General features: G+C 64.5%; 3 protein-coding genes. All 3 read left to right on the plus strand.

What is annotated here, in order from left to right; genetic code table 11:
• Positions 1–515: 515 nt before the first annotated feature.
• From BLR16_RS18260 to BLR16_RS18270, 3 genes are read left to right on the plus strand one after another with little or no spacing between them, the layout of a single operon-like run.
• A complete protein-coding gene (locus BLR16_RS18260; protein ID WP_092194465.1) occupies positions 516–9,581 on the plus strand; it encodes a non-ribosomal peptide synthetase in 9,066 nt (3,021 codons plus the stop codon).
• Positions 9,578–13,690 (plus strand): non-ribosomal peptide synthetase, encoded by a 4,113-nt coding sequence (locus BLR16_RS18265; RefSeq protein ID WP_074807975.1) that lies wholly within the window; start codon positions 9,578–9,580, stop codon positions 13,688–13,690. The genes BLR16_RS18260 and BLR16_RS18265 overlap by 4 nt, the downstream gene beginning before the upstream one ends.
• The gene (locus tag BLR16_RS18270) at positions 13,687–22,869 is read left to right on the plus strand and encodes a hybrid non-ribosomal peptide synthetase/type I polyketide synthase (RefSeq protein ID WP_074807978.1); all 9,183 of its coding nucleotides are present in this window, start codon (positions 13,687–13,689) and stop codon (positions 22,867–22,869) included. The genes BLR16_RS18265 and BLR16_RS18270 overlap by 4 nt, the downstream gene beginning before the upstream one ends.
• Positions 22,870–22,962 lie beyond the last annotated feature (93 nt).

Below are 22,962 nucleotides of genomic sequence, written 5' to 3' on the forward strand. Positions count from 1 at the left end.
GTTTGACGGACACTTTCGCGGTTTGTAACTTTTTGTTTGCCTCATCGCCGAAAATCGTGGTTATTATCCCCGGCGCCCAGGGCCAAAAACCCAGCGCCAATGACTGTCACGGGTTCACAGACTCCGCAGTCACAGCCGATCGGGTCCACCCTGGCGCTGACACCCCGGCGCAGGCCGTTCCCCGTCGTTGACCCTCAAACGGAAGATGAGGTTTCAATTGGTCACGCGGTATGCAAACGTCAGTTCCAAGGGCAGAGCGATCAGTCTCGTCAACGAGCCAGCCACCCCCCTTTCTGTAGGCGAGTCGCGCCGTGCCGCGTTCGTCTGTCATCCCTCTGCGATCCCCCCGAGCGCTTGCATGTCAGGTCATGACATGAGCCCGAGAGCCCGCGCCGCACCTTCTCCCTGAGTCTCGATGTTCATCCGGCATTTCTCATGCCGTGCCTGACGGGCTTGCTGCTCTGCGCTCCCGTCTGCTCATAAAAAAATAATCTGCTCACGGACGGTGATTTCTGATGGTCGACCAATCTTCCTCGCGCGGGACGGGCTTCGCTCATCCTGATACAGAGCAACCATTTGACCAAAACCAGTGTGTGCACGGCCTTTTCGAGGCACAGGTGCAGCGCAAGCCTGCCGCCATCGCGGCACGCTTCGAGCTGGACACGCTTGACTATGCGACGCTCAATACCCGTGCCAACCGTTTGGCCCACTACCTGCGCAGCCTCGGTGTCGGGCCGGATGTGCGTGTCGGGATTTGCCTGGAGCGCTCGCTGGACATGCTGGTCGGCGTGCTCGCGGTACTCAAGGCGGGCGGTGCCTACGTGCCGCTGGACCCCGCGTACCCGAAAGCCCGTCTGGCACAAATGCTGGCAGACAGCGCGCCACGCGTACTGCTGAGCCATGCTCCGGCGCGCGCGGCGTTGTTGGCGGCGCTGGAGAAGGTTGGAGTCGCAACGCAGGTGCTCGATCTGGCCGATAGCCGGCTGTGGGCAGCGCAGCCGACGCACAACCCAGACCCGCACGCGGTTGGTCTGACGCCCCGCCATCTGGCGTACGTGATCTACACCTCGGGCTCCACCGGGACGCCCAAGGGGGTCATGGTCGAGCACCGTGGGCTGATCGCGGTCAGCGCCGCCTGGGAGCCGTTGTACGCGCTGCACAAACCCCTCAATCACCTGCAAATGGCCGGGTTTTCCTTCGATGTGTTCAGCGCCGACCTGATCCGCGCACTGGGTTTTGGCGGCACGCTCGTGCTCTGTCCGCGAGACACGTTGATGGACCCACCTGCGCTGTATCGCCTGTTGAGCGAGGCGCGTATCGATTTCGCGGACTTCGTGCCTGCGGTGCTCAACCCGTTGCTGACCTGGACGCAGGAGGCAGGGCGCGACCTGTCGTTCATGAACACGGTGGTTTGCGGCTCGGACATCTGGACAGCGCACAGCGCGCGCCAACTGCGTAGGTTGTGTGGCGAGCATGTACAAATCGTCCAGGCCTACGGTGTTACCGAAGCGAGCATCGACAGCACCTGTTTCGAGTTCGAGCCCGACAGCCACGTCGATGCGGTGCTGCCCATCGGACGGGCGTTGGCCAACACGCGGATTTACCTGCTCGATACCGCTGGCGAGCGTGTTCCCCAGGGCGTGACCGGCGAACTGTACATCGGCGGCGCGGGGGTAGCGCGCGGCTACCTGAATTTGCCGGAACTGACCCGCGAGCGCTTCATCGACAGCCCGTTCGTGGCCGGTGAGCGGTTGTATCGTACTGGCGACCTGGCCCGCTATCGGGCTGACGGCCATCTGGAGTTTCTCGGGCGCAACGACTCGCAGGCCAAGCTGCGCGGCCTGCGCCTGGAACTGGGTGAAATCGAGGCGCGTCTGGCCGAGGTTGCCGGTGTGCGTGACAACGTGGTTGTGCTGCGCGAGGACAACGCGGGCGTGCCCAGGCTGATTGCCTACTTTCGCGAACAGACCGGCGCAGCGCTGACGCCCAAAAGCCTCCGCCAGCATCTGCAGCTCAGCCTGCCGGACTACATGATTCCTGCCGCGTTCGTGCGTATGGACGCGCTACCGCTGACCGCCAATGGCAAGCTGGACCGCATCGCACTGCCCGAGCCGGGGGATGACGCGTTCGATCGGCATGTTTTCGAAGCCGCGCAAGGCGCGCTGGAAATGGATATTGCGGCCATCTGGGCCGAGGTGCTGGGCGTCGAGCGAGTCGGTCGCCAGGATCACTTTTTTGCACTCGGCGGCCACTCGCTGCTGGTGATGCGCGTATTGGCCAAGGTTCGGCAGACGCTGCATCTTGAGGTGTCACCCTCAGCCCTGTTTACCGCCCCCGTGCTGCAGCAGTTCGCCGAACGACTGAGCACCGCTCAGCAGGGCGACGCTCGTCCACCGATCATGGCTGTAGAACGTAGCGGGGCACACATGTTGTCGTCTGCTCAGCAGCGTCTGTGGTTTCTGGCGCAGATGGAAGGCGGCAACGCGGCCTACCACATGCCCTTGAACCTGCGCCTGCGCGGGCCGTTGCAAGTGGCCGCGCTGGAGCGCAGTTTCAATCATCTGGTGGCCCGCCACGAGGCGCTACGCACCACGTTTTTCGCGGTCGAGGGCGAGGGGCGGCAGCGCGTTGCGGCGGCGGGAGCGATCATTCCGTTGCCAGTCATCGATCTGCGCGGCGAGCACGATGCCCAGGCGCGTCTGCTGGCGTTGATCGACGCAGAGGGCAGCAAGCCGTTCGACCTGGCGGTGGGGCCGTTGATGCGCGTCCGCCTGGTCAAACTGGCCGATGATGATCACGTGTTGTTGCTGACCCAGCACCACATTGTTTCGGATGGCTGGTCGATGGGCGTGCTGACCCGCGAGTTGGGGCTGCTCTACGCAGCGGCTATTCAGCAATCGGCCGCGCTCGGGCAGTCCCTGGCACTGCCGCCGTTGCCTGTCCAGTATGTGGATTACGCGGCCTGGCAACGCCAGTGGCTGTCCGGTGAGGTGCTGGACGCGCAGCGGTGCTACTGGCGTGAAACCCTGAGCGGTGCGCCGCTACTGCTGGAGTTGCCCACCGATCATAAACGTCCGGCGGCCCAGGATTACCGCGGCGGCTTCGTGCCGCTGGTCTTTGACCGCACGCTGACAGCACGGCTGCGAGTGTTGGCTACGCAGCAGGGCACCACGTTGTTCATGAACCTGCTGGCGGCCTGGTCGCTGCTGCTGATGCGCCTGTCGGGGCAGGATGACGTGGTCATTGGTGTGCCCTCGGCGAACCGCAGCCAGCATGAGCTGGAAGGGTTGATCGGGTTCTTCGTCAATACCCTGGCCCTGCGCATGACCCGCTCCGGCAGCCCGACGGTGGCCAACTGGCTGCAACAGGCGCGCAACGTAGCGCTTGCCGCTCAGGAACATCAGGACTTGCCGTTCGATCAAGTGGTGGAGTTGCTCAACCCGCCGCGCAGTCTGGCTTACAGCCCGGTGTTCCAGGTGCTGTTCGCGTGGGAGCAGCATCAGGATTCGGATCTGGAGTTGTCCGGGCTCGACGTCAGCGTGCTGCAAAGCGTCCAGCCAGTGGCCAAATTCGACCTGCAACTGGCACTCAGCGAACGTGACGGACAAATCGTCGGTGGCCTGGAATACGCGTCGGGGCTGTTCGAGCCGGAGACCGTGGTGCAGATGGGCGACTACCTGCGCCGCCTCCTCATGCAGATGGTTGAGGACAGCGAACAGCCCCTGGCGACGCTCGACCTGCTCAACGCCGAGCAGCACCGACGGATCGTCCACGACTGGAACCGCACCGAGCGTGATACCTCGGCACAGCACGATTGCGTCAAGCGCTTCGAAGCCGTGGCGCAGCACACACCCGACGCCGTGGCGTTGCTGGCCGATGAGCGAGCGCTGACTTACGCTGCGCTCAATCTGTCTGCCAACCGCCTGGCGAATTACCTGATCGAGCAGGGCGTGGGTCCCGAGCAGCGCGTGGGGCTGTGTCTGGAGCGCTCGCCGCAGATGATCATCGGCCTGCTGGCCATTCTCAAGACCGGCGCCGCTTACGTGCCGTTCGATCCGGCATATCCGGCCGAGCGGCTGGCGTTCATGTTCGCGGATGCCGCACCAAGCCTGCTGCTGACCCAGACTGCACTGCGTGCCGGTCTGCCGCCATTGCCCGACACGCTGCCGATCTGCTGCCTCGACGTGGAGGCGCAGCGCTGGTCTGGGTATTCCGAGGCCAACCCGCAAGTCCCCGTCAGCCCCGGCAACCTGGCTTACGTGCTCTACACTTCCGGCTCGACCGGGCGGCCCAAGGGCGTGGCGCACAGTCGTGCCGCCCTGGATAACCTGATCGCCTGGCAACTGGAGCAAACGCCTGCGTCACAACGCGTGCTGCAATTCGCATCGTTGAATTTCGACGTGTCGTTTCAGGAAATCTGCAGCACGTTGTGCCAGGGTGGCAGCCTGGTGCTGATGAGCGAAGCCGGCCGCAAGGACCTCGCCGCGCTGCGTCCGACGCTGGTGGCCGAGGACGTACAACGGGCGTTTCTGCCGTTCGCCGTGCTTCAGCAACTGGCCAGTTTCACTGAAACCGGCGCGTCGGTGCCGATGCCCTTGCCAAAGGGCGGCTGCGAAGTCATCACCGCTGGCGAGGCGTTGCTCGTCAACGACGAACTGCGTACCTTTGTCTGCGGCCTTGGCGGTGCACAACTGCACAACCAGTACGGCCCGACCGAAACCCACGTGGTCAGCCAGTTCAGCCTGAACTGTGACGACGCCACGCAGTGGCCGGACGCACCGCCGATTGGCCGGCCCATCGCCAATGCGCGTTTGTATGTGCTGGACGGCGACCTGAACCCGGTGCCGGTCGGTGTGGCAGGCGAGCTGTATATCGCCGGTGCGTGCCTGGCCCGGGGTTATCTGAATCGTCCGGACCTGAGCGCTGAACGCTTCCTGCCTGACCTGTTCAACCCACTGCCTGGTGCGCGCATGTACCGAAGCGGGGATCTGGCGCGGTTCCAGGCCGACGGCAATGTGCAGTACCTGGGGCGCATCGACCAGCAGGTCAAGTTGCGCGGTTTTCGCGTCGAGTTGGGCGAGATCGACAGCCTTCTGCACCAGCAACCCGGTGTGCAGGAAGCGGTGGTGCTGCTGCGCGAAGACGTGCCGGGCGACAAGCGTCTGGTGGCCTACGTGGTGGGGCCTGCAACCGCCGAAACGCTGCGTGCCGAGCTGCACCGCCACCTGCCGGAACACATGGTGCCGACGGCCTGGGTGGCGCTGGCGCAATTGCCGTTGACCCGCAACGGCAAGCTCGACCGTCAGGCGCTGCCGGCGCCAGAGCGCCAGGCCGCCAGTGCCTATGTGGCACCGCGCGACGAGACCGAGCGGCAGATGGTGTGCATCTGGGCCGAGGTGCTCAAGTGCCAGCAGGTTGGTATTCACGACAACTTTTTCGAGCTGGGCGGGCATTCGCTGCTGGCCACACGGATGATCTACATGATCAACCAGCGCATGGGCGCGCAACTGTCCCTGAGCAGCCTGTTCAAGACGTCGGTGCTGATGGACCTGGCCGAGCAGGTGCGGCTCGGGCGGGGTGACGGGCCTTCGCTCGACACACCCTTTGCCCCGATTGAAGCTGATCGCAGCGCACGTTTCGCGCCGTTTCCGTTGACCGACATCCAGCAGGCGTACTGGTTTGGCCGCGAAGCGTCGGTCAGCCTCGGCGGGGTCAGTGCCCACGGTTATGAAGAGCTGCGCATCCCCGGCCTTGATGTGCCACGTTTCGAGCAGGCGCTGAACCGCATGATCCAGCGGCATGACATGCTGCGCGTGGTGTTCCTCGGCGACGGCACGCAGCAGGTTCTCGACAGCGTGCCGACCTACCACATGCCACGCAACGATCTGCGCGGCCTGTCCGCCGACGCCGCGCAGCAGGCCCTGCAAGACACCCGCGAACGTCAGTCCCATCAGGTCCTGGACGCCGGTCGCTGGCCGTTGTTCGAGTTCAGTCTGTCGTTGCTCGATGAGGGCATCAGCCATCTGCACATCAGCCTTGATGCCCTGATCGTCGACGCCGCGAGTACGCAGATTCTGGCGCGCGAACTGATGGCATTTTATGCCGACCCGCAGTTGCAATTGCCCGAACCGGGTCTGACCTTTCGCGATTACGTGCTGGCCGAGCAGCGCTTGCGCAATGACAGCCGCTACGCACAGGCGCTGGACTACTGGCGCGAGAAGGTTGCCACGCTGGCACCTGCGCCGGACCTGCCGCTGGTGTGCCAGCCGGAAAGTATCAGCCAGCCGCACTTTACCCGCCGCGACCGCGAGCTTTCAGCGCTGCAGTGGTCACGGCTCAAGGAACTCGCCAGGCAATTTGCCGTGACGCCGTCGGTGATGCTGCTGACCGCGTTCAGCGAAGTGCTGGCGCTGTGGAGTCGGCAGCCGCGCTTCACGTTGAGCCTGCCGCTGTTCAACCGCATGCCGCTGCACCCGGATGTTGATGAAATCATCGGTGACTTCACCTCGCTGGTCTTGCTTGAGGTCAATCTCGACGGGGCCGCGAGCTTCATCGACAAGGCGCGTGCCGTGCAGGCACGGCTGTGGCAAGACATCGACCATTTGGTGGTCAGCGGGGTGCGCGTGCTGCGTGAATTGTCCCAGGCCCGTGGCGTGCAGCAGACCGCCATGCCGATCGTGTTCAACAGCACCCTGTCGGAAGCCGCGCCGGAGCTGGCCGAATTCAATCTTGCCGACGCCCTGAATGCCGAGCACATACACAGCATCACCCAGACCCCGCAGGTCTGGCTTGACCACACGTTGCTGGAGCTGGAAGGGCGCCTGCTGTTCAACTGGGACAGCATCGACGAGTTGTTTCCGCAAGGCCTGATCGAACAGATGTTTGTCGCCTACAACGCGCTGCTGGATCGCCTGCTGCAGGCCGATGCCTGGAGCGCCGGCACGGTGGACCTGATACCGCTGGCACGCTTGCCGGTGCCCGAGGCCGGGCCCTTTGACTCGGCGCTGATGCACGAACTGTTCGATCGCCAGGCACTCGCTGCGCCGGATGCGCTGGCGGTCATCGGCACCCAGCGGCAGTTGAGTTATTGCCAGCTGCGAGCCGAAGCGCGGCAACTGGCGGCGCTGCTTCAGCGTCGCGGCGTGGTGCCCAATCAACTGGTCGCGGTGGTCATGGAACGGGGCTGGGAACAGGTCGTCGCGACGCTGGCGATCCAGTACGCTGGCGGGGCCTACCTGCCGCTCGACCCGGCACTGCCGACCGAGCGTCTGGAGCACATCCTGCAACGCGCCGAAGCCAGCCTGGCGCTGACTCAGCCGGCACTGCTGCAACGTGTCGAGTGGCCGGCGCAGGTCCAGGTGATCAGCGTGAGCGACCCGATCATTGCCGACGCTGGCCTTTGCGATCAGTCCGAATTACACGCCGTGCATCTCACGCCGGACGATCTGGCCTATGTGATTTACACCTCGGGTTCGACCGGTCTGCCCAAGGGCGTGGTCATCGATCATCGCGGTGCGGTGAATACGCTGCTCGACATCAACCGGCGCTTTGCCGTCGGCGCTGCGGACCGGGTGCTGGCGGTTTCGTCGCTGAGTTTCGACCTGTCGGTCTATGACTTCTTCGGCACGCTGGCCGCTGGCGCGGCGGTGGTGTTGCTCGAACCGCAGCAGGCCCTCGACCCGGCGCACTGGCTGAAGCTGATCGAGCGGCATCAGGTCAGCCTGTGGAATTCGGTGCCAGCCTTGTTCGGCATGTTGCTGGAGTATGTGCAAGGCGAGCGCAGCGCGTTGCCGTCGTGCCTGCGCGTGGCGATGCTGTCAGGCGACTGGATTCCCCTGACGCTGCCAGAGCGTGCCTGGGCGCTGCAGCCGGCGTTGCAACTGATCAGCCTTGGCGGGGCGACCGAAGCGTCCATCTGGTCGATCCAGTATCCGCTGCAGCAGGTCGACCCCGCGTGGCGCAGTATTCCCTATGGCAAGGCGCTGGATCACCAGCGCTTCTATGTGCTGGATGACGCCTTGCAGGTTCGCCCGACCTGGGTGGCGGGTCAGTTGTATATCGGCGGTATTGGTCTGGCCAAGGGCTATTGGCGTGATGAAGCCCTGAGCGCCGGCAGTTTCTTCGCCCACCCGCTGACCGGCGAACGTCTGTATCGGACCGGCGATCTGGGGCGCTGGCTGCCCGACGGCAATATCGAGTTTCTCGGGCGGGAAGACACCCAGGTCAAGGTCCAGGGGCACCGCATCGAGCTGGGCGAGATCGAAGCGGCGCTCAATCGCCATCCCGGCGTGCAGAGCACCGTGGTGCGGGTGCTCGGCGAAGCGCTGGGCGAGAAGCGGCTTGCGGGTTATGTACTCAAGGCCGATCCCTCGTTGCAGGCCCTTGATTTTGCCCAGTACCTGGCAGACAAACTGCCGGCCTACATGGTGCCGACTTCGTTTACCTTCGTGCAGGAGTGGCCGCTGTCGGCCAATGGCAAGGTCGACAAGAAGCGCCTGCCGCAGCCAGCGCAGATTCAGGATGCCGGCCCCGCGCTGGAAGTGGAGGGGCCACAGGAGCAACAACTGGTGATGATCGTGCAGGGCGTGCTCAAGCGTGCTTCGATCGCTGCCGACGCCAATTTGCTCAACCTGGGCGCCACCTCGATTGACATTGTCAGGATCAGCAATGCGCTGTCCGGCGAACTGCAGTTCCGTCCCAACGTTGCGCAATTGCTGGCACAGCCGACCTTGCTCAACCTGCTCGGCATGTACCGCCGGAATCTGGCCAACGGCAGTGTGGTCGACAGCGTTCGGCAGCGCGCGGGTTCGTCCGAGCAGGTGATCGAGGATCCGCAGCAGCGGGCGCGCTTCAAGGCCGACCAGCGCGGTCGGCGGACGTTCACCCCAGAGGTTGCGGCGCTGAATCTTGCGCGTCCGGATGATCCGGCGTTCGCGCGGCGCTTCAGCGATTACCGCTCGGTACGCCAATTCGCTGACCGATCCATTCCGACCGAGGTGTTTGCCGGGTTACTGGCCAGCCTGGCGCAGGGGCAATTGCACGGCGAGGTCAAATACCAGTTCCCGTCCGCAGGCGGCCTGTACCCGATCCAGTGCTACCTGTACGTCAAACCGCAGCGGGTAAACGGCGTCGCTGCCGGCGCCTATTACTACGACCCGGTTCAACACCGCCTGCTGATGCTCGACAGCGAGCCGCTCGACCCTGACACCTACGATTATTTCGTCAACCGCCCGGTGTATGAAAACGCCGCGTTCTCGCTGTTCTTCATCGCCGACATGGCCGCGATCCGGCCGCTGTATGGCGAGCGCAGTCGCGACTTCTGTCATATCGAAGCCGGGGGCATGGCGCAATTGTTGACCATGACGGCGGTGGAGCAGGGCCTTGGCCTGTGTGGCATGGGCTCGCTCGAAGAGCAGCAATTGTCGGCCCTGTTCGACCTGGGACCGAATCATCAGTTGATCTACTCGATGGTGGGCGGCCTGCGCACTGCCGACGAACAACGCCGCGCGCAGGTCGAGGCGTTCGCCTCTTCCGCGGATCAAACGGACGACGCCAGCGACATGGAGGAGATAGAGATATGAATGCCTATCAATTGCTGGAGTTGTTCGGTCGCCACGCCGTGGTGCTTGAAGTGGACGGCGAGAAACTGCGTTGCAAGGCGCCGCGCGGCTTTCTGAATGACGAGATGTTGCAGGCGCTCAAGCAGCACAAGGCAGAGCTGATTGCCTTGCTGAGCGGCACCGACCCGGCCGCGATTCCTCGGCGTGCCGCCGGGCAAACGGCTGTTCCGCTGTCGTTTTCACAACGCCAGCTGTGGTTTCTCGATCAGATGGAACCGGGCAATGCGTTCTATAACGTGCCCACTGCGGTGCGGCTGAAAGGCGTGCTGGATGTATCGGCGCTGGAGCGGGCGCTGAACGAATTGATCACGCGCCATGAAATATTGCGCACCACGTTTGCCAGCGTGGACGGCGAGCCACGACAGATCGTGCACCCGGCGATGCCACTGGTGATGCCACGTGTCGACCTGCGTAACCTGTCGCCGACGGCGCGCCAAGCGCAGGTCAGCATGGCGGTGGAGCAGGAGGCCAAAGCGCCGTTTGACCTGGCCAGCGGTCCGTTGCTGCGGGCCTCGCTGCTGCGCCTGGCCGATGAGGAATACCTCTGGCTGTACAGCGTGCACCACATCATCGCCGATGGCTGGTCGATGGGCGTGATCCTTCAGGAAGTGACTACCGTGTATGGCGATTTTCTGCGCGGTCAGGCGTCCAGTCTGGCGCCGCTGGCGGTGCAGTACGCTGATTACGCCTGCTGGCAGCAACAGCGGCTGAGCGACGAGGCGCTGGCCGGGCAACTGGACTTCTGGCAGCGCACGCTGGCCGATGCGCCGCCGCTGCTCGACATGCCTGCCGACCGGCCGCGTCCGACCATGCAGCGCTACGTCGGGGCGACCTTCAGCTCGACGGTCGACGGCACCACCTTGCGTGCGCTCAATGCGCTGGCAAGACAGACCCAAGGCACGCTGTTCAACGTGCTGATCGGCGCGCTGTCGGTCCTGCTCTGGCGCCACAGCGGTCAGCGGGACCTGTGCATCGGCACGCCATTCGCCAACCGCAGCCGTCCCGAAATCGAGCCGCTGATCGGCCATTTCGTCAACACTCAAGTGATTCGCCAGCGTCTCGATCCGCAGCAGACCTTTGCCGAGCTGTTGCGCGAAGTACGCGCCACTCTGCTGGATATCCATGCGCATCAGGATGTGCCTTTCGACCGCGTGGTGGAAGCCGTCAACCCGCAACGCGATACCGCGTATTCGCCTTTGTTTCAGGTGATGATGGTGTTGCAGAACACCCCGGGCAACGCCGCACAGATGCCGGGCCTGAGCATGACGCCATACGGCACCGGGAGCGCCACGGCCAAGTTCGACCTGGCGTTCGAATGGGTCGAGCGCGACGGTGTGCTGAGCCTGCTGGTGGAATACAACACCGACCTGTTCGACCAGACCAGCATTGAGCGCCTGAGCGGGCATTATCGTCAGCTGCTGGAACAGGTGGCGCTGAACCCCAAGCAGCCTGTCGGCGCACTGACGCTGATCAGCGATGCCGAACGTGAACAGATTCTGAATGAGTGGAACAGCCCGGCACCGCTGGCCCAGCCCGCCGACTGCGTGCATCGCCTGATCGAGGCTCAGGTCACGCGTCGGCAGGCCGAGTGTGCGGTCATCTTCGAAGGTCGATCGCTGAGCTACAGCCAGCTCAACAGTCAGGCCAACCGCCTGGCGCATCACTTGCTCACCCTCGGCGTCGGCCCGGACGTGCGCGTGGCGGTGTGTATCGAACGTTCGCTGGAACTGCCGGTGGCCTTGCTGGCGGTGCTCAAGGCCGGGGGCGCCTATGTGCCGCTGGACCCGGATTATCCGTCAGGGCGCCTGCGGCATATTCTCGATGACACGTCCCCGGTAGTACTGCTTGCCCAAGGGCCGACGCGCAAGATCCTGCGCGAGGCCCTGCAAGGTGCGGATTTCGAGGTGCCGATCCTCGACGTGCAGGCCGATGCCGTGCTCTGGGCCGAGTGCCCGTCGGACAATCCGCAGCCGCAGCGTGTTGCGGTGAACGCCGACCATCTGGCGTATGTGCTGTACACCTCCGGCACCACGGGGCTGCCCAAGGGGGCGATGGTCACGCATCGCGGGCTGAGCAACCTGCTGCTCTGGTGTCAGCGGTTCTGCGGCGAACGCGGGAGCATGCTGCACAAGATTCCATTCGGTTTCGACGCTTCGGCCTGGGAGATCTTCTGGCCGTTGCTCACCGGGGGCAGGCTGGTCATCGCCCGTCCCGGCGGGCATTTCGAGCCCGGTTACCTGGCGCAGGTGGTACGTGAACAAAGCGTCACCGCGATGGTGTTCGTGCCGGCCATGTTGCAACTGTTTCTGGAGGTCGAAGAGGTCAGCGCCTGTCACACCCTGAAGGATGTGTTCAGTGGCGGCGGGGAGCTGTCACCCGCAGTGGCCAGGCTGTTTCAGGCGCGTCTGCCACATGCCCGCCTGCATAACGTCTATGGTCCGACCGAAACCACAGTGATCAGCAGTGTCTGGACGCTGGAGCCCGGTGCCGACGTTCCGCCGCGCCAATTGCCCATTGGCCGGCCCATCGCCAACACCCGTTTTTACGTACTCGACGAGCGTGATGCGCCGGTGCCGGCCGGGGTCACCGGTCAGTTGCACATTGGTGGTGTCGGCGTTGCACGGGGTTATCTGGGGCTGGACGAGCTGACTGCCGCACGGTTTATCGATAACCCGTTCGTTGCCGGTGACCGGTTGTACCGCAGCGGCGATCTGGCGCGTTATCGTCCGGACGGTCAGTTGGAGTTTATCGGTCGCAACGACTTTCAGGTCAAGTTGCGCGGCATTCGCCTGGAACTGAGTGAAATCGAAGCGCGGCTCGACCTGTTCCCCGGTATTCGCACCAGTGTGGCGTTGATCGTCGGTGACAGCGCGCAGAACCAGCGCCTGGTGGCGTGCTGCGTCACCGACAGCGCAGTGGACGAATCCGCACTGCGTGCGCACCTGGCAACGACCCTGTCCAGCGCCGTCATGCCCAGCGCTTATCTGTGGCTGGACGCCTTGCCGCTGACGGTCAACGGCAAGATCGACCGTGCCGCCCTGGCGGCACTGGCCGATCAGGATCTGGCCGACCGGCAGGTCAACCTCGGCAGCCCCAGAGACCATATCGAGCTGACCCTGTATCAGATCTGGAAAGACCTGCTGCTGGTGCCGCAGATCGGCATTCGCGACAACTTCTTCAACGTCGGCGGGACATCGATTGCGGCTATCAAGATGGCCTACGAAATTGGCCGGGCGTTCAGCGTCGAGGTGCCTGTGCGTGTGATCCTCGGCCACCCGACCATCGAGGCGCTGGGCGGCTGGCTGCGTACCGGCGCCAGCCTGGCCGCGGCGCAGGACAACCTGATCGAATTCCGGCGCGGTGCCGGGCAACGCAACGTGGTGTGCATTCACCCGGCGGGCGGCACGGCGTTCTGCTACCTGTCGCTGGCCAAGGAGCTGCCGGAAAGCATCGGTGTGTACGGTGTGCAATCGCCGGGGTTGAACCCTGGAGAAAGCACCGAGCCGAGCGTTGAAGCGATGGCCGACGCCTATCTGCGGCGGATCGCGGCGTTGACCTCACAACCGCTAGTGCTCACCGGGCTGTCGTTCGGTGGTCTGGTGGCATACGAAATGGCCCGGCGTCTGACGGCTGCCGGCCATCGTCAGGTGACGGTGGTGCTGCTCGATACCCAGGGCTCGGATGACCCGGGGTTCCGGCAACAGATCGGGACGGTGGACATGGCTGAGTTCCGCGACAAGCTGGTGCGCTTCAACGGCATGTACCCCGGCATCGAAGACGCGCAGGTCGAGCGGTATTTCCATCTTTACAACCACAACCGTCTGGCTATGGCCGCTTACGAGTGTGCGCCACACGCCGGACGCATCGTGTTGATTCAGGCCCGTGAAGGCTTCAGCCGCACGCAGTTGCATGAGCTGCGCAGCTTCTGGCGTCGCCGCGCGGGTGACGGTTACAAGGCCCGGCTGGTGCACGGCGGGCACTGGGACATGCTGGAAAGTGCCGAGGTGCATCGTGTCTCGCAGACGCTCAGGCAAGAGCTGCAACGTTTCGACACGCAGGAGGCGCAATGATGAGTCGGCACGAGGAGAATATCGCCCGCAACTCCATGACCCTGCTGTCGCGTTTTGCCGAGCAGGTACGCCGTGATCCTCAGGCGCTCGCCGTAATCGACCGGCAGGTACGGCTGACCTACGCGCAATTGGCCAGCGCCAGTGAACGCATCGCCAAAGGGCTGCTGGCACAAGGCGCAGGCCCTGCGGAGCCGATTGCCCTGTGCATGCCGCGCGGCTGGCAATGGGTCGCCACGATAATCGCCGTGCTGAAAGTCGGGGCTGTGGTGGTGCCGCTGGATCGGGCCAGCCCGGCCCGGCGTCGACAGCTGATGCTCGACGACGGGGGTTGCGTCGGGCTGGTGACCCTCGGCGAAGACGCGGACACCCTGGCAGCGCCACAACGTGGCTGGTACGTCAGCGTCGAAACCCTGCTGGAATTCCCCGATCAACCGGCACTGCCGCTGCCCGAGGATTTCGCTGCGTCGAGTTTCCTGTTCTACACCTCAGGCACCACCGGCACCCCGAAGGCTGTGGAGGTGGGCGAGCGCGGCCTGTTGCGTCTGGCCCGGACCGACGGCTGCCTCGACATCCGCGCAGGCGAGCGCGTGGCCTGCCTGTCCAACCCGGCGTTCGATGCCTGTAATTTCGAACTGTGGGCACCGCTGCTCAACGGCGGTTGCTGCGTCATCATTGCCGACGCAGACCTGCAGGACGCGCAACAGCTGGCCAGCGTGCTGGAAACGCAGCAGGTCGACAGCCTGTTCATGACTGTTTCGCTGTTCAACACCTTGAGCGCAGATAACCCCACCTGTTTCGCCAGCCTGCGCCAGGTGCTGATCGGCGGTGAGCAGGTCAGCGCCGCGGCGGTGCGTGCCTGGTATCAGGCCAATCCCGACAGCCGCTGCCGGATTTTCAACGCCTACGGACCCACTGAATGCACCACCTTCGCCGTGTGCTATCCGATCCCCCGCGACTTTTCCGGTGATGCGGTGCCGATCGGTCGGCCATTGCCCGACACCAGCGTGCAAGTGCTCGACCCGCAACAGCGCCCGGTTGCTCAAGGCGAGGCGGGTGAGCTTTACCTGAGCGGCAGCGGGGTCGCACGCGGTTATCGCAACCGTCCCGCAGAGACCGCGCAGCATTTCCTGCGCCTGCCGACAATCGAGGCCGGTGACGTGCTGCATTACCGAACCGGCGATCAGGTGCGGGTCAATGCCGACGGGCTGATCGAGTACCTGGGGCGGATTGACCGTCAGGTGAAGGTCCGTGGTTTTCGCATCGAGCCGGGCGAGGTCGAGCAGCGTATTCTGGAGCACCCGAAGGTGGCGCAGGTGCATGTCTGTACGCGCAGGCAGGCAGCTGAAGACCACCAGTTGCTGGCCTTCATCGTGCCGCGCGAAGCGCTGGACTATCGCGATTTCGATCAGCACCTGCGCGAAAACCTCGCGGTATGGATGCGCCCGCATCAACTGTTTGTGCTGCAGCGCCTGCCGTTGACCCGCAATGGCAAGATCGATCAGCGTGCGCTGCTGGAACAGCCCTTGAAGCCGTGGCGACCACAGGCCGGTTCACGTCCTGACGAGCAACACTCGCCCACGCTGGACTGGCTGCTGACACAGGCCCGCAGGTTGCTGGCGCAACCTGAGCTGAACGGCGAGGATGACTGGCTGGGCAGCGGCGGCGACTCGCTCAAGGCCATGCGTTTGCGCTCTGCAATCCGCACACACTGGCGCCGGGAAATCACCCTGGGTGCGCTGCTGAGCGAATCGTTTTCGGCACTGGCCGAGCGCCTTGGCGATGATCAGGGTGCGGAATCTGCCTACCCGCCCGCGCCGCCCGTCAACCGTTCAGGGCGTGCGCCGGCCACTGCCGAGCAAAGTCGCCTGTGGTTGATGCAGCAGCGCGCGCCGCAGGCGACGGCCTACAACGTGCCAATCATCCTGCACCTGGCGGCAGGCGTGGAGCTGAACGCATTGGCCGACGCCGTGCAGCGCCTGCTGACTCGGCACAGCGGGCTGCGCACGGCGTTCGTGTCCGCTGCTGAAGGGCTGCATCAGCAGGTTCACCAACGGGACGCGGTGTGCCAGACCTTTGCCACAGGAGCGTTCAGTGAACAGACCTGGCGCAGCTTTGCAGCCCTGGTCTTCGACACACCGTTCGATCTGGCAACATCGGCGCTGTGTAAGGCCTGGTTGCTGCCGTTTGCCGATGGCAGCTGTCGCTTGCTGCTGAACCTGCACCACGTGGCCATCGACGGCTGGTCGATGAACCTGTTGTTCGATGATCTGGTGCAACTGTACGACGATGCGCTGCAGGGGCGGCCGAGTGCCGAAACCTCGCCCGGTCTGGGCACGCTGGAGTTCGCACTCTGGCAACGGCAATGGCGTGTCGACCCGCGTTACCGCGATCAGCGCCGCGCCCTGGCCGGGTTGCACCGTCAGCACCCGGCGCCTTCGCCCGCGCTGCTACCGGTTCGTGAGCCAGACCCGCAGGCACGGCTCTATCGTCAGCCGCTGGGAGCCACGCGCAGTGCTGCACTGGATCGGTTTTGCAGCCGCCAGCGTGTCACTCGTTATGAGGTGCTGTTCAGCGTCTATGCCTGGAGCGTGTACGCCCTGACCGGCCTCGAGCGGCCACGCATCGCCAGCCCGGTATCCAACCGTCCGCTGAGCGAATTCGAAGACGCAATCGGGATGTTCGCCAACACCGTGCTGATCCCCACGGCGTTCGACGGCGACAAGCCGCTTGACCAGCAGATGCATCAGCAAACCGCCACGGTGCGTGAGGTGCTGGCCTTGCAGGACGTCGCTCTGGCGGACCTGGTGGAAGACCTGCGGCTGTCGTCGAGCAGTGCGCTGTTCGATTTCATGTTCGTGCTGGAAAACACCGACTATGCCAGGCTGGCCCATACCGGCCTGCGGGCCACGCTGGAATTCAACGAGACGGTGCAGGCCAAGTGCCCGCTGACCTTGCTGGTGGTCGATGCCGGGTCCCAACTGGAATGCTGGTGGGAGTACCAGTGCAGTTATTTCGATGCGGCACAAATGATCGCCGTCAATCGGCTGTTGCAACAGGGGCTTGATCTGCTGCTGGAGAAGCCGTCGGCCACCCTTTATGCGCTGCTCACGCCTTACCGCTTCAGCCTGCCGCCCGCCAGTGAGGGCGACAGCGCTGAGCCGCCGTTCAACACCGTGGCCGACTGGTTCGCCTATCAGGTGAGTTGCACGCCGGATGCTCCGGCGCTGGTCGCCGATCAGCAGTGCATCAGCTACGCCGAACTGGATGCACTGGCCGACACGCTGGCGGCCACCCTGATCGAGCAGTGTCCGCTGCCGGAGGAAAATGGTGCGCCGCTGCAAGTGGTCCTGTACCTCGAGGCGTCGGTCGAGCACATCGTGGCCTTGCTGGCGCTGGCCAGGCTCAACCTGACGGCTGTGCCCCTCGATCCTGGCTATCCGCTGGCGGTGCAGCGTCAGGTCATGCAGCAGGCACAACCCGGCTGTGTGCTGTACAGCGCGGCCACCGAGGCGGCACTGGAGCAATTGAACGCAGACCGGCAGATCTGTCATCGGGTCGACCTGAGCGCTGCGGCACGACCGTTCGAGCGTCGCCGTCACGCGGGGCAACGACCGTTGTACACGCTGTTCACGTCCGGTTCGACGGGGACCCCGAAAGGGGTTCAGGTGCCGGACCGGACCCTTTGCAATCTGTTGCACTGGCAGCGCAATGAGGGGCAGTTGCCAGCGAAGTCAGTGACCCTGCAATTCTCCATGCTGTCGTTCGATGTGTCGTTTCAGGAGATTTTCAGCACCCTCTGCGGCGGGGGCTGTTACCACCTGATCAACCCGCGCTGGCGGCAGGATGCCCAGGCATTGCTGAGCTATCTGGTGCAGACGCGCATCGAGCGGTTGTTCCTGCCATGCGTGGCCTTGCAGCATCTGGCGCAGACCGCTGTCAGCCAGGGCGTGTATCCGCAGGCGTTGCGCGAAGTGATCACGGCGGGCGAGCAACTGCTGTGCACCGAGGCATTGCGCAACTGGTTCGGCGGCATGCCCCAGACACGGCTGTTCAATCATTACGGCCCGACCGAAACCCACGTGGTCAGCGCCTGGCGCTTGCCTGCGGCGGTTCAGGACTGGCCGCTGCGCGCGCCGATCGGGCGTGCAGTGAGCAATGCACGTCTGCTGCTGGTGGATGAACACGACCGGCCGGTGCCGCGTGGCAGTCAGGGCTATCTGCTGGTGGCAGGGCCGATGATTTCGCGCTGCTACCTCGCTGACCCGGTGCTGAATGCCGCGCGCTTTGTCGAGTTGCCGCAAGCTGAGGGCATGACCCTGTTCTATCGCACCGGGGATCTTGCGCGGGCTGATGAAAACGCCTGCCTGCACTACCTGGGTCGGGACGATCAGCAGATCAAGATCAGTGGCCAGCGTCTTGAACTGGGGCAGATCGAGGCCGCGCTGATGCAGGTCGCTCAGGTGAGCAACGCGGTGGTGGCCACGCAGGGTGAGCCGCCCCGGCTGGTGGCCTGGTTGCACAGCGAGGGTACGCTGCCCGATGCACAGCAGTTTGACCGACAGATCAGCCTGCAGCTGCCGGCGCATGTGCGTATCGACGAGTACCGGCGGGTTGTCACCTGGCCGCGCACGCCGAGCGGCAAGATTGATCGCAGGGCGCTGGGAGATCTGGGCGAAGTGTTGCAACGGCAGCGCACCGGGCTGCCTGCGGCGCCGTTGAGCGCACTTGAACAGCAACTGAGCGAGTTGTTCGTGGCGGTCATCGGTCGCGACATCGAGCCTGAGCAGACCTTCTTCGAAGCCGGCGCCACCAGCCTTGGCCTGATGCGCCTGCACGCCCGTTACAACGAAGCACTGCCGCAGCCGGTGGCAATGGCAGCGTTGTTCGAGCATGTCAGTGTGCGTCGCCTGGCGCAGCATTTGTCCTTACCAGCAGGGCAAATGCCCGCGGCTGCTGAGGGCAATGAGCGAGGTGCCAAGGCTGGCGAACAACCCATGGCGATCATCGGCATGTCGGTGAATGTGGCCGGGGCGAGCAACCTCGCCGAGTTCTGGGCGATGGTCCAAGGAAACGGGTTGGGCATCGAGCAGTTCGACGCCGCCGAAGGGCTGGTCGGAGCGCGCAGTCAACTGACCGGCCTGCTGGATTTCGATCCCGAGTATTTCGGCATCAGCCTGCAGGAAGCACGGTTGATGGACCCGCAACAGCGGCACCTGCTGATGGGCTGTGTGCAGGCACTGCAACATGCCGGGCTCACGCCCAAAGCCGACGGTCCGCGCATCGGCCTGATCGCCAGTTGCGGCGAAACCACGTATTTCCAGCAAATGCTGCGCGAAACTGCTGAGGGTGATCTGCCGGACGGCTTTCAGATGGCGCTGCACCACGACAAGGACTTTCTGGCCACCAAGGCGGCTTACCACCTCGACCTCGGCGGCCCGGCACTCAGCGTCCAGGCGGCATGCGGCAGCTCACTGATTGCCGTGCACCTGGCGGCGGCGATGCTGCGTCAGGGCGACAGCGACGTGATGCTGGCCGCCGGGGTGTTGATCGACCCGACTCTGACCGATGGCTACCGCTATCGTCCACAGCACATTTTTTCCCGCGACGGGCTGTGTCGCCCGTTCAGTGACGACGCCAGCGGCACCATCGGTGCCAGCGGTTATGGTGTGGTAGTACTCAAACCGCTGGACCGTGCACAGGCCGACGGCGACCGTATCTACGCACTGGTCGAAGCCTCTGCGCTGAACAACGATGGCCGCGCCAAGATGAGTTACACCGCGCCGTCGGTGGCGGGGCAGAGTGCTGTGATCAGCGAGGCGTTGCGCAAGGCCGGGGTCAGTGGCGCCGACATGGGCTACATCGAGGCCCACGGTACCGGCACACTGTTGGGCGACCCGATTGAAGTGGCTGCCTTGACCAAGGCGTTCGGCGCGGCGCCGGCCGCCAGTTGCGCACTGGCTTCAGTGAAAAGCCAGGTGGGTCATCTGGGCGCGGCTGCCGGCGTGGTCGGGTTGATTCGCGCGACGCTTGCCGTGTTCCACGGAGTGATCCCGCCCAACCTCGGCTTTGCCCGAATCAATCCGCAAATCGATCTGCAGCGCTCGCCATTCTACATACCCAGCACCTCACGGCCCTGGCCCGAGGGGCGTCGGCGTCTGGCCGGGGTCAGCAGTTTCGGCATCGGCGGCACCAACGCGCATGTGATTGTCGGCGCCGCGCCGCAGCAGACAGACCGCGTCGAGGATTGCCCGGCGTGCCTGCTGCTGTCAGCGCACAGCCGTACTGCCCTGGAGCGGGACATGCTGGCGATTGAAGCCTGGCTCAACGCCTTTCCCGAGCAGCAGGCCGCGTTGCTGCGTTACCTGCAAAACGGTCGACGCGCGTTGCCCTGGCGCTTCGCGATGATCTGCCCGCCCGGTCAGACGCCGCGCCTGCAAGCCTCGTCGATCCAGGAGGTGAAGCTTTCTGACGTGCGAGTAAACGCCAGCGAGCATTCGCCGCAGGCCCTGCTGGACGCCTGGTATGCGGGGGCCAGTATCGAAGGGTCGACCGGTTCGGCGCCGCCACCCTGGGACTTGCCACCGTCGGCATTCGATCTGCAGACCTTTCGCTTCAAAGCGGCCGCTCGCACCGAACTGCAGAAATCGTCAGTCGTCGAGCGCCAGCCGCTGGCGGACTGGTTCTATCAGCGTCAGTGGCAGCGGGTAAACCGTCTGCGTACAAACCCGACTGGCGAGGGTCGTGAAGTGCTGGTGGTGTGCAGCCATGAGCGTCTGGATGCCACCACGCTTGGCAGCCTGCAGAGCGTCTATCGGCACGTCATTGAGGTGCAGGCCGGCAATGGCTACCAGCAGCTTGGCCCGAATCGTTATGAGCTCGACCCGCTGGACCCTGTGGCGTTGGGTCGATTGATCAGTGCGCTCGATCAGAGTGGGCAGACGGCGAGCGAACTGGACTGGCTGCATGCCTTGCCGCTGTCGGTGGGCGGGGCGGTTGACGAGCAAAGCCTGGCGGCCGCGCAATGGGCCTGTCTGGATACGCTCAGCGCGTTGTTGCAGGCCTGGGGGCAGAACGCACAAAAGACCGCCCTGCGGCTCTGGCTGCTGTCCTGGCGAGCGTGCCCGGTGAACGGCCAGGTCATGCGTCCGGAACTGGCGGCGCTGGCCGGTATCACCGAAGTGGCGCCGCAGGAATACCCAATACGCTGTCACTGGCTGGACCTGCCCACGGCGCAGTTGAGCACCCAGGCTCCGCACCTCGCGGCGCTGCTTGCCGAACCGGTGTTGCTGCCGCGGCGCATGGCCATTCGTGACGGTTATCTGTGGCAGCCTCAGCTGCTGGCCAGTCCGCTGGCAGCTCCAACGGCGGCTTCGAATCTGCTGCCGGCGAACGGCACGTTCCTGGTGCTGGGCGGTACAGGCGGCATCGGTCGTACCTTGTGTGAACACCTGCTGCGATCCAGCCAGCGCCGGGTAGTGCTGCTGTCGCGAGGTGGCGGGTGCCCGAAAGAACTGGACGCCTATGCTTCGCGCATCGACAGCATCGCTGCGGATATCGCCGACCTGGCGCGCTGGCCCACGGTGCTGGAACACTTGCGTGAGCGTTATGGGCACTTTGACGGCGTGATTCACGCGGCTGGCACCGGAGCGGGCAGCCTGATCCGTCAGCGCGATGCTCAGGTGCTGTCTGAGGCGATGGCCAGCAAGACCCGCGGCATGCTGGCGGTTGAAGCGTTGATCGAGCAGATGACGCCGGGGTTCGTGCTGTACAGCTCTTCGATGTCGGCACTGTTCGGCGGCGCCGGGCACCTGGACTATGCCGCCGCGAGTGCCGTGCTTGACGGTTTCACCCACTACCGTGCACACGCCGAAAATGGCTGTGTGCGTCTGGGCATCAACTGGGACATCTGGCGCGATGTCGGCATGGCCGCTGCCAGTGGCGTCGGGGATGACGCGCATCAGCGACACCTGGCGGTCGGCATGTCGGCACAGGAGGGTTGCCGGGTGTTCGATGCAGCCATGACGGCTCAACTGCCGCAACTGCTGATCTCGACCACCGATCCGGACACGGCGCGACAGTTTTACCCGGTTCGCCACAGCGCAGGTTCGACGCTGGCCGATACTGCGCCAGTGCTGACGGCAGACACTGCAGCGCCGGACCGTCTGCCCGAGCATCTGCATGACTGCCTGTGCAAATGGCTCGGCGTGAGTGCGCTGCAGCCGGATGCCTCGCTCTATGAGCTGGGCGCCGATTCTCTGACCCTGCTGGACCTGATCGACGAACTGCAGGCCGCGACTGGCGTGGTCTTCCAGTTGTCGCAGTTCAGCCACAAGGTCAGCCTGGCCGAGGTGCTGGCGCTGGTGCGGACGTCAGTGCCCGAACCGGCTGCGGACGAAAACCAGTGGGCTGATGCAGTGAGGATCGATCAGTGGCATGCGGGCGCGGGCCGCGAGCGCCTGTATCTGATTCACCCGGTGGGTGGCGACGTGCAGGCGTATCGCGAGCTGGCCTCGGCGCTGCACCCTGATCTGGGCGTGTGGGTGATCGCCGATCCGGCCTTGCGCCTGCCCGAACTGCCGAACATCAGCGTGGATGAGCGCGCGCAGCTGTATCTCAAGGCGTTGCAGGCCCATCACCCCGACGGCACGGCATGGCGTCTGGCTGGCTGGTCGTTCGGCGCATGGGTGACGCAGGCGATGTGCAGCCTGCTGACGGAGGATTGCGAGCAGCCGTTGTTGTACCTGATCGATCCCCCCGCGCCGGATGCGGGTAACGAGCTGGCGCAGATCGGTGAAGCGCAGATTCAGCAGGTCTTCCAGCGCGAGTTTTCTGCACGGCGCGGCCTCAACACAGCCACCGGCACGACCAGCGAAGACACATCGCGTTACCTGCAAAGCCTGATTGTCTGCTGCCAGAACAACATGGCGAGCATGGCGGGCCACCGGCCCGTGGCGTTGTCGCGCACTCCCGTGCGGCTATTCATTGCCACGCAGCCCAATCCTTATGGCATGGGCAGCGCCTGGCGGATGGCCGATCTGCAGCGGGCCTGGCAAGGGCTGTTGCCGCACCTGCTGAGCTGGCAAGCACTGGACACCGATCACTACGGCATTGTCGCAGCGCCCTGGGCGCAGGTGATGGCCGAGATGATCAATGCCGATCTGTCGGCGGAGCAGGGCTGAACGTCAGCGGCAGGCTTTTCAGGCGGGGCTTATGTCCCCGCAAACGAACCACGGGCATGGTGATCGGCCATGCCAACAACCTGAAGGTGAGGG

This window comes from Pseudomonas sp. BS3767 (genome assembly GCF_900099665.1).
Classification (GTDB): domain Bacteria; phylum Pseudomonadota; class Gammaproteobacteria; order Pseudomonadales; family Pseudomonadaceae; genus Aquipseudomonas; species Aquipseudomonas cerasi.

What these genes read in the sequence shown, in the direction of transcription:
- BLR16_RS18260 (WP_092194465.1), top strand. Translation starts at nt 516, where the DNA reads ATGGTCGACCAATCTTCCTCGCGCGGGACGGGCTTCGCTCATCCTGAT.
- BLR16_RS18265 (WP_074807975.1), top strand. Translation starts at nt 9,578, where the DNA reads ATGAATGCCTATCAATTGCTGGAGTTGTTCGGTCGCCACGCCGTGGTG.
- BLR16_RS18270 (WP_074807978.1), top strand. Translation starts at nt 13,687, where the DNA reads ATGATGAGTCGGCACGAGGAGAATATCGCCCGCAACTCCATGACCCTG.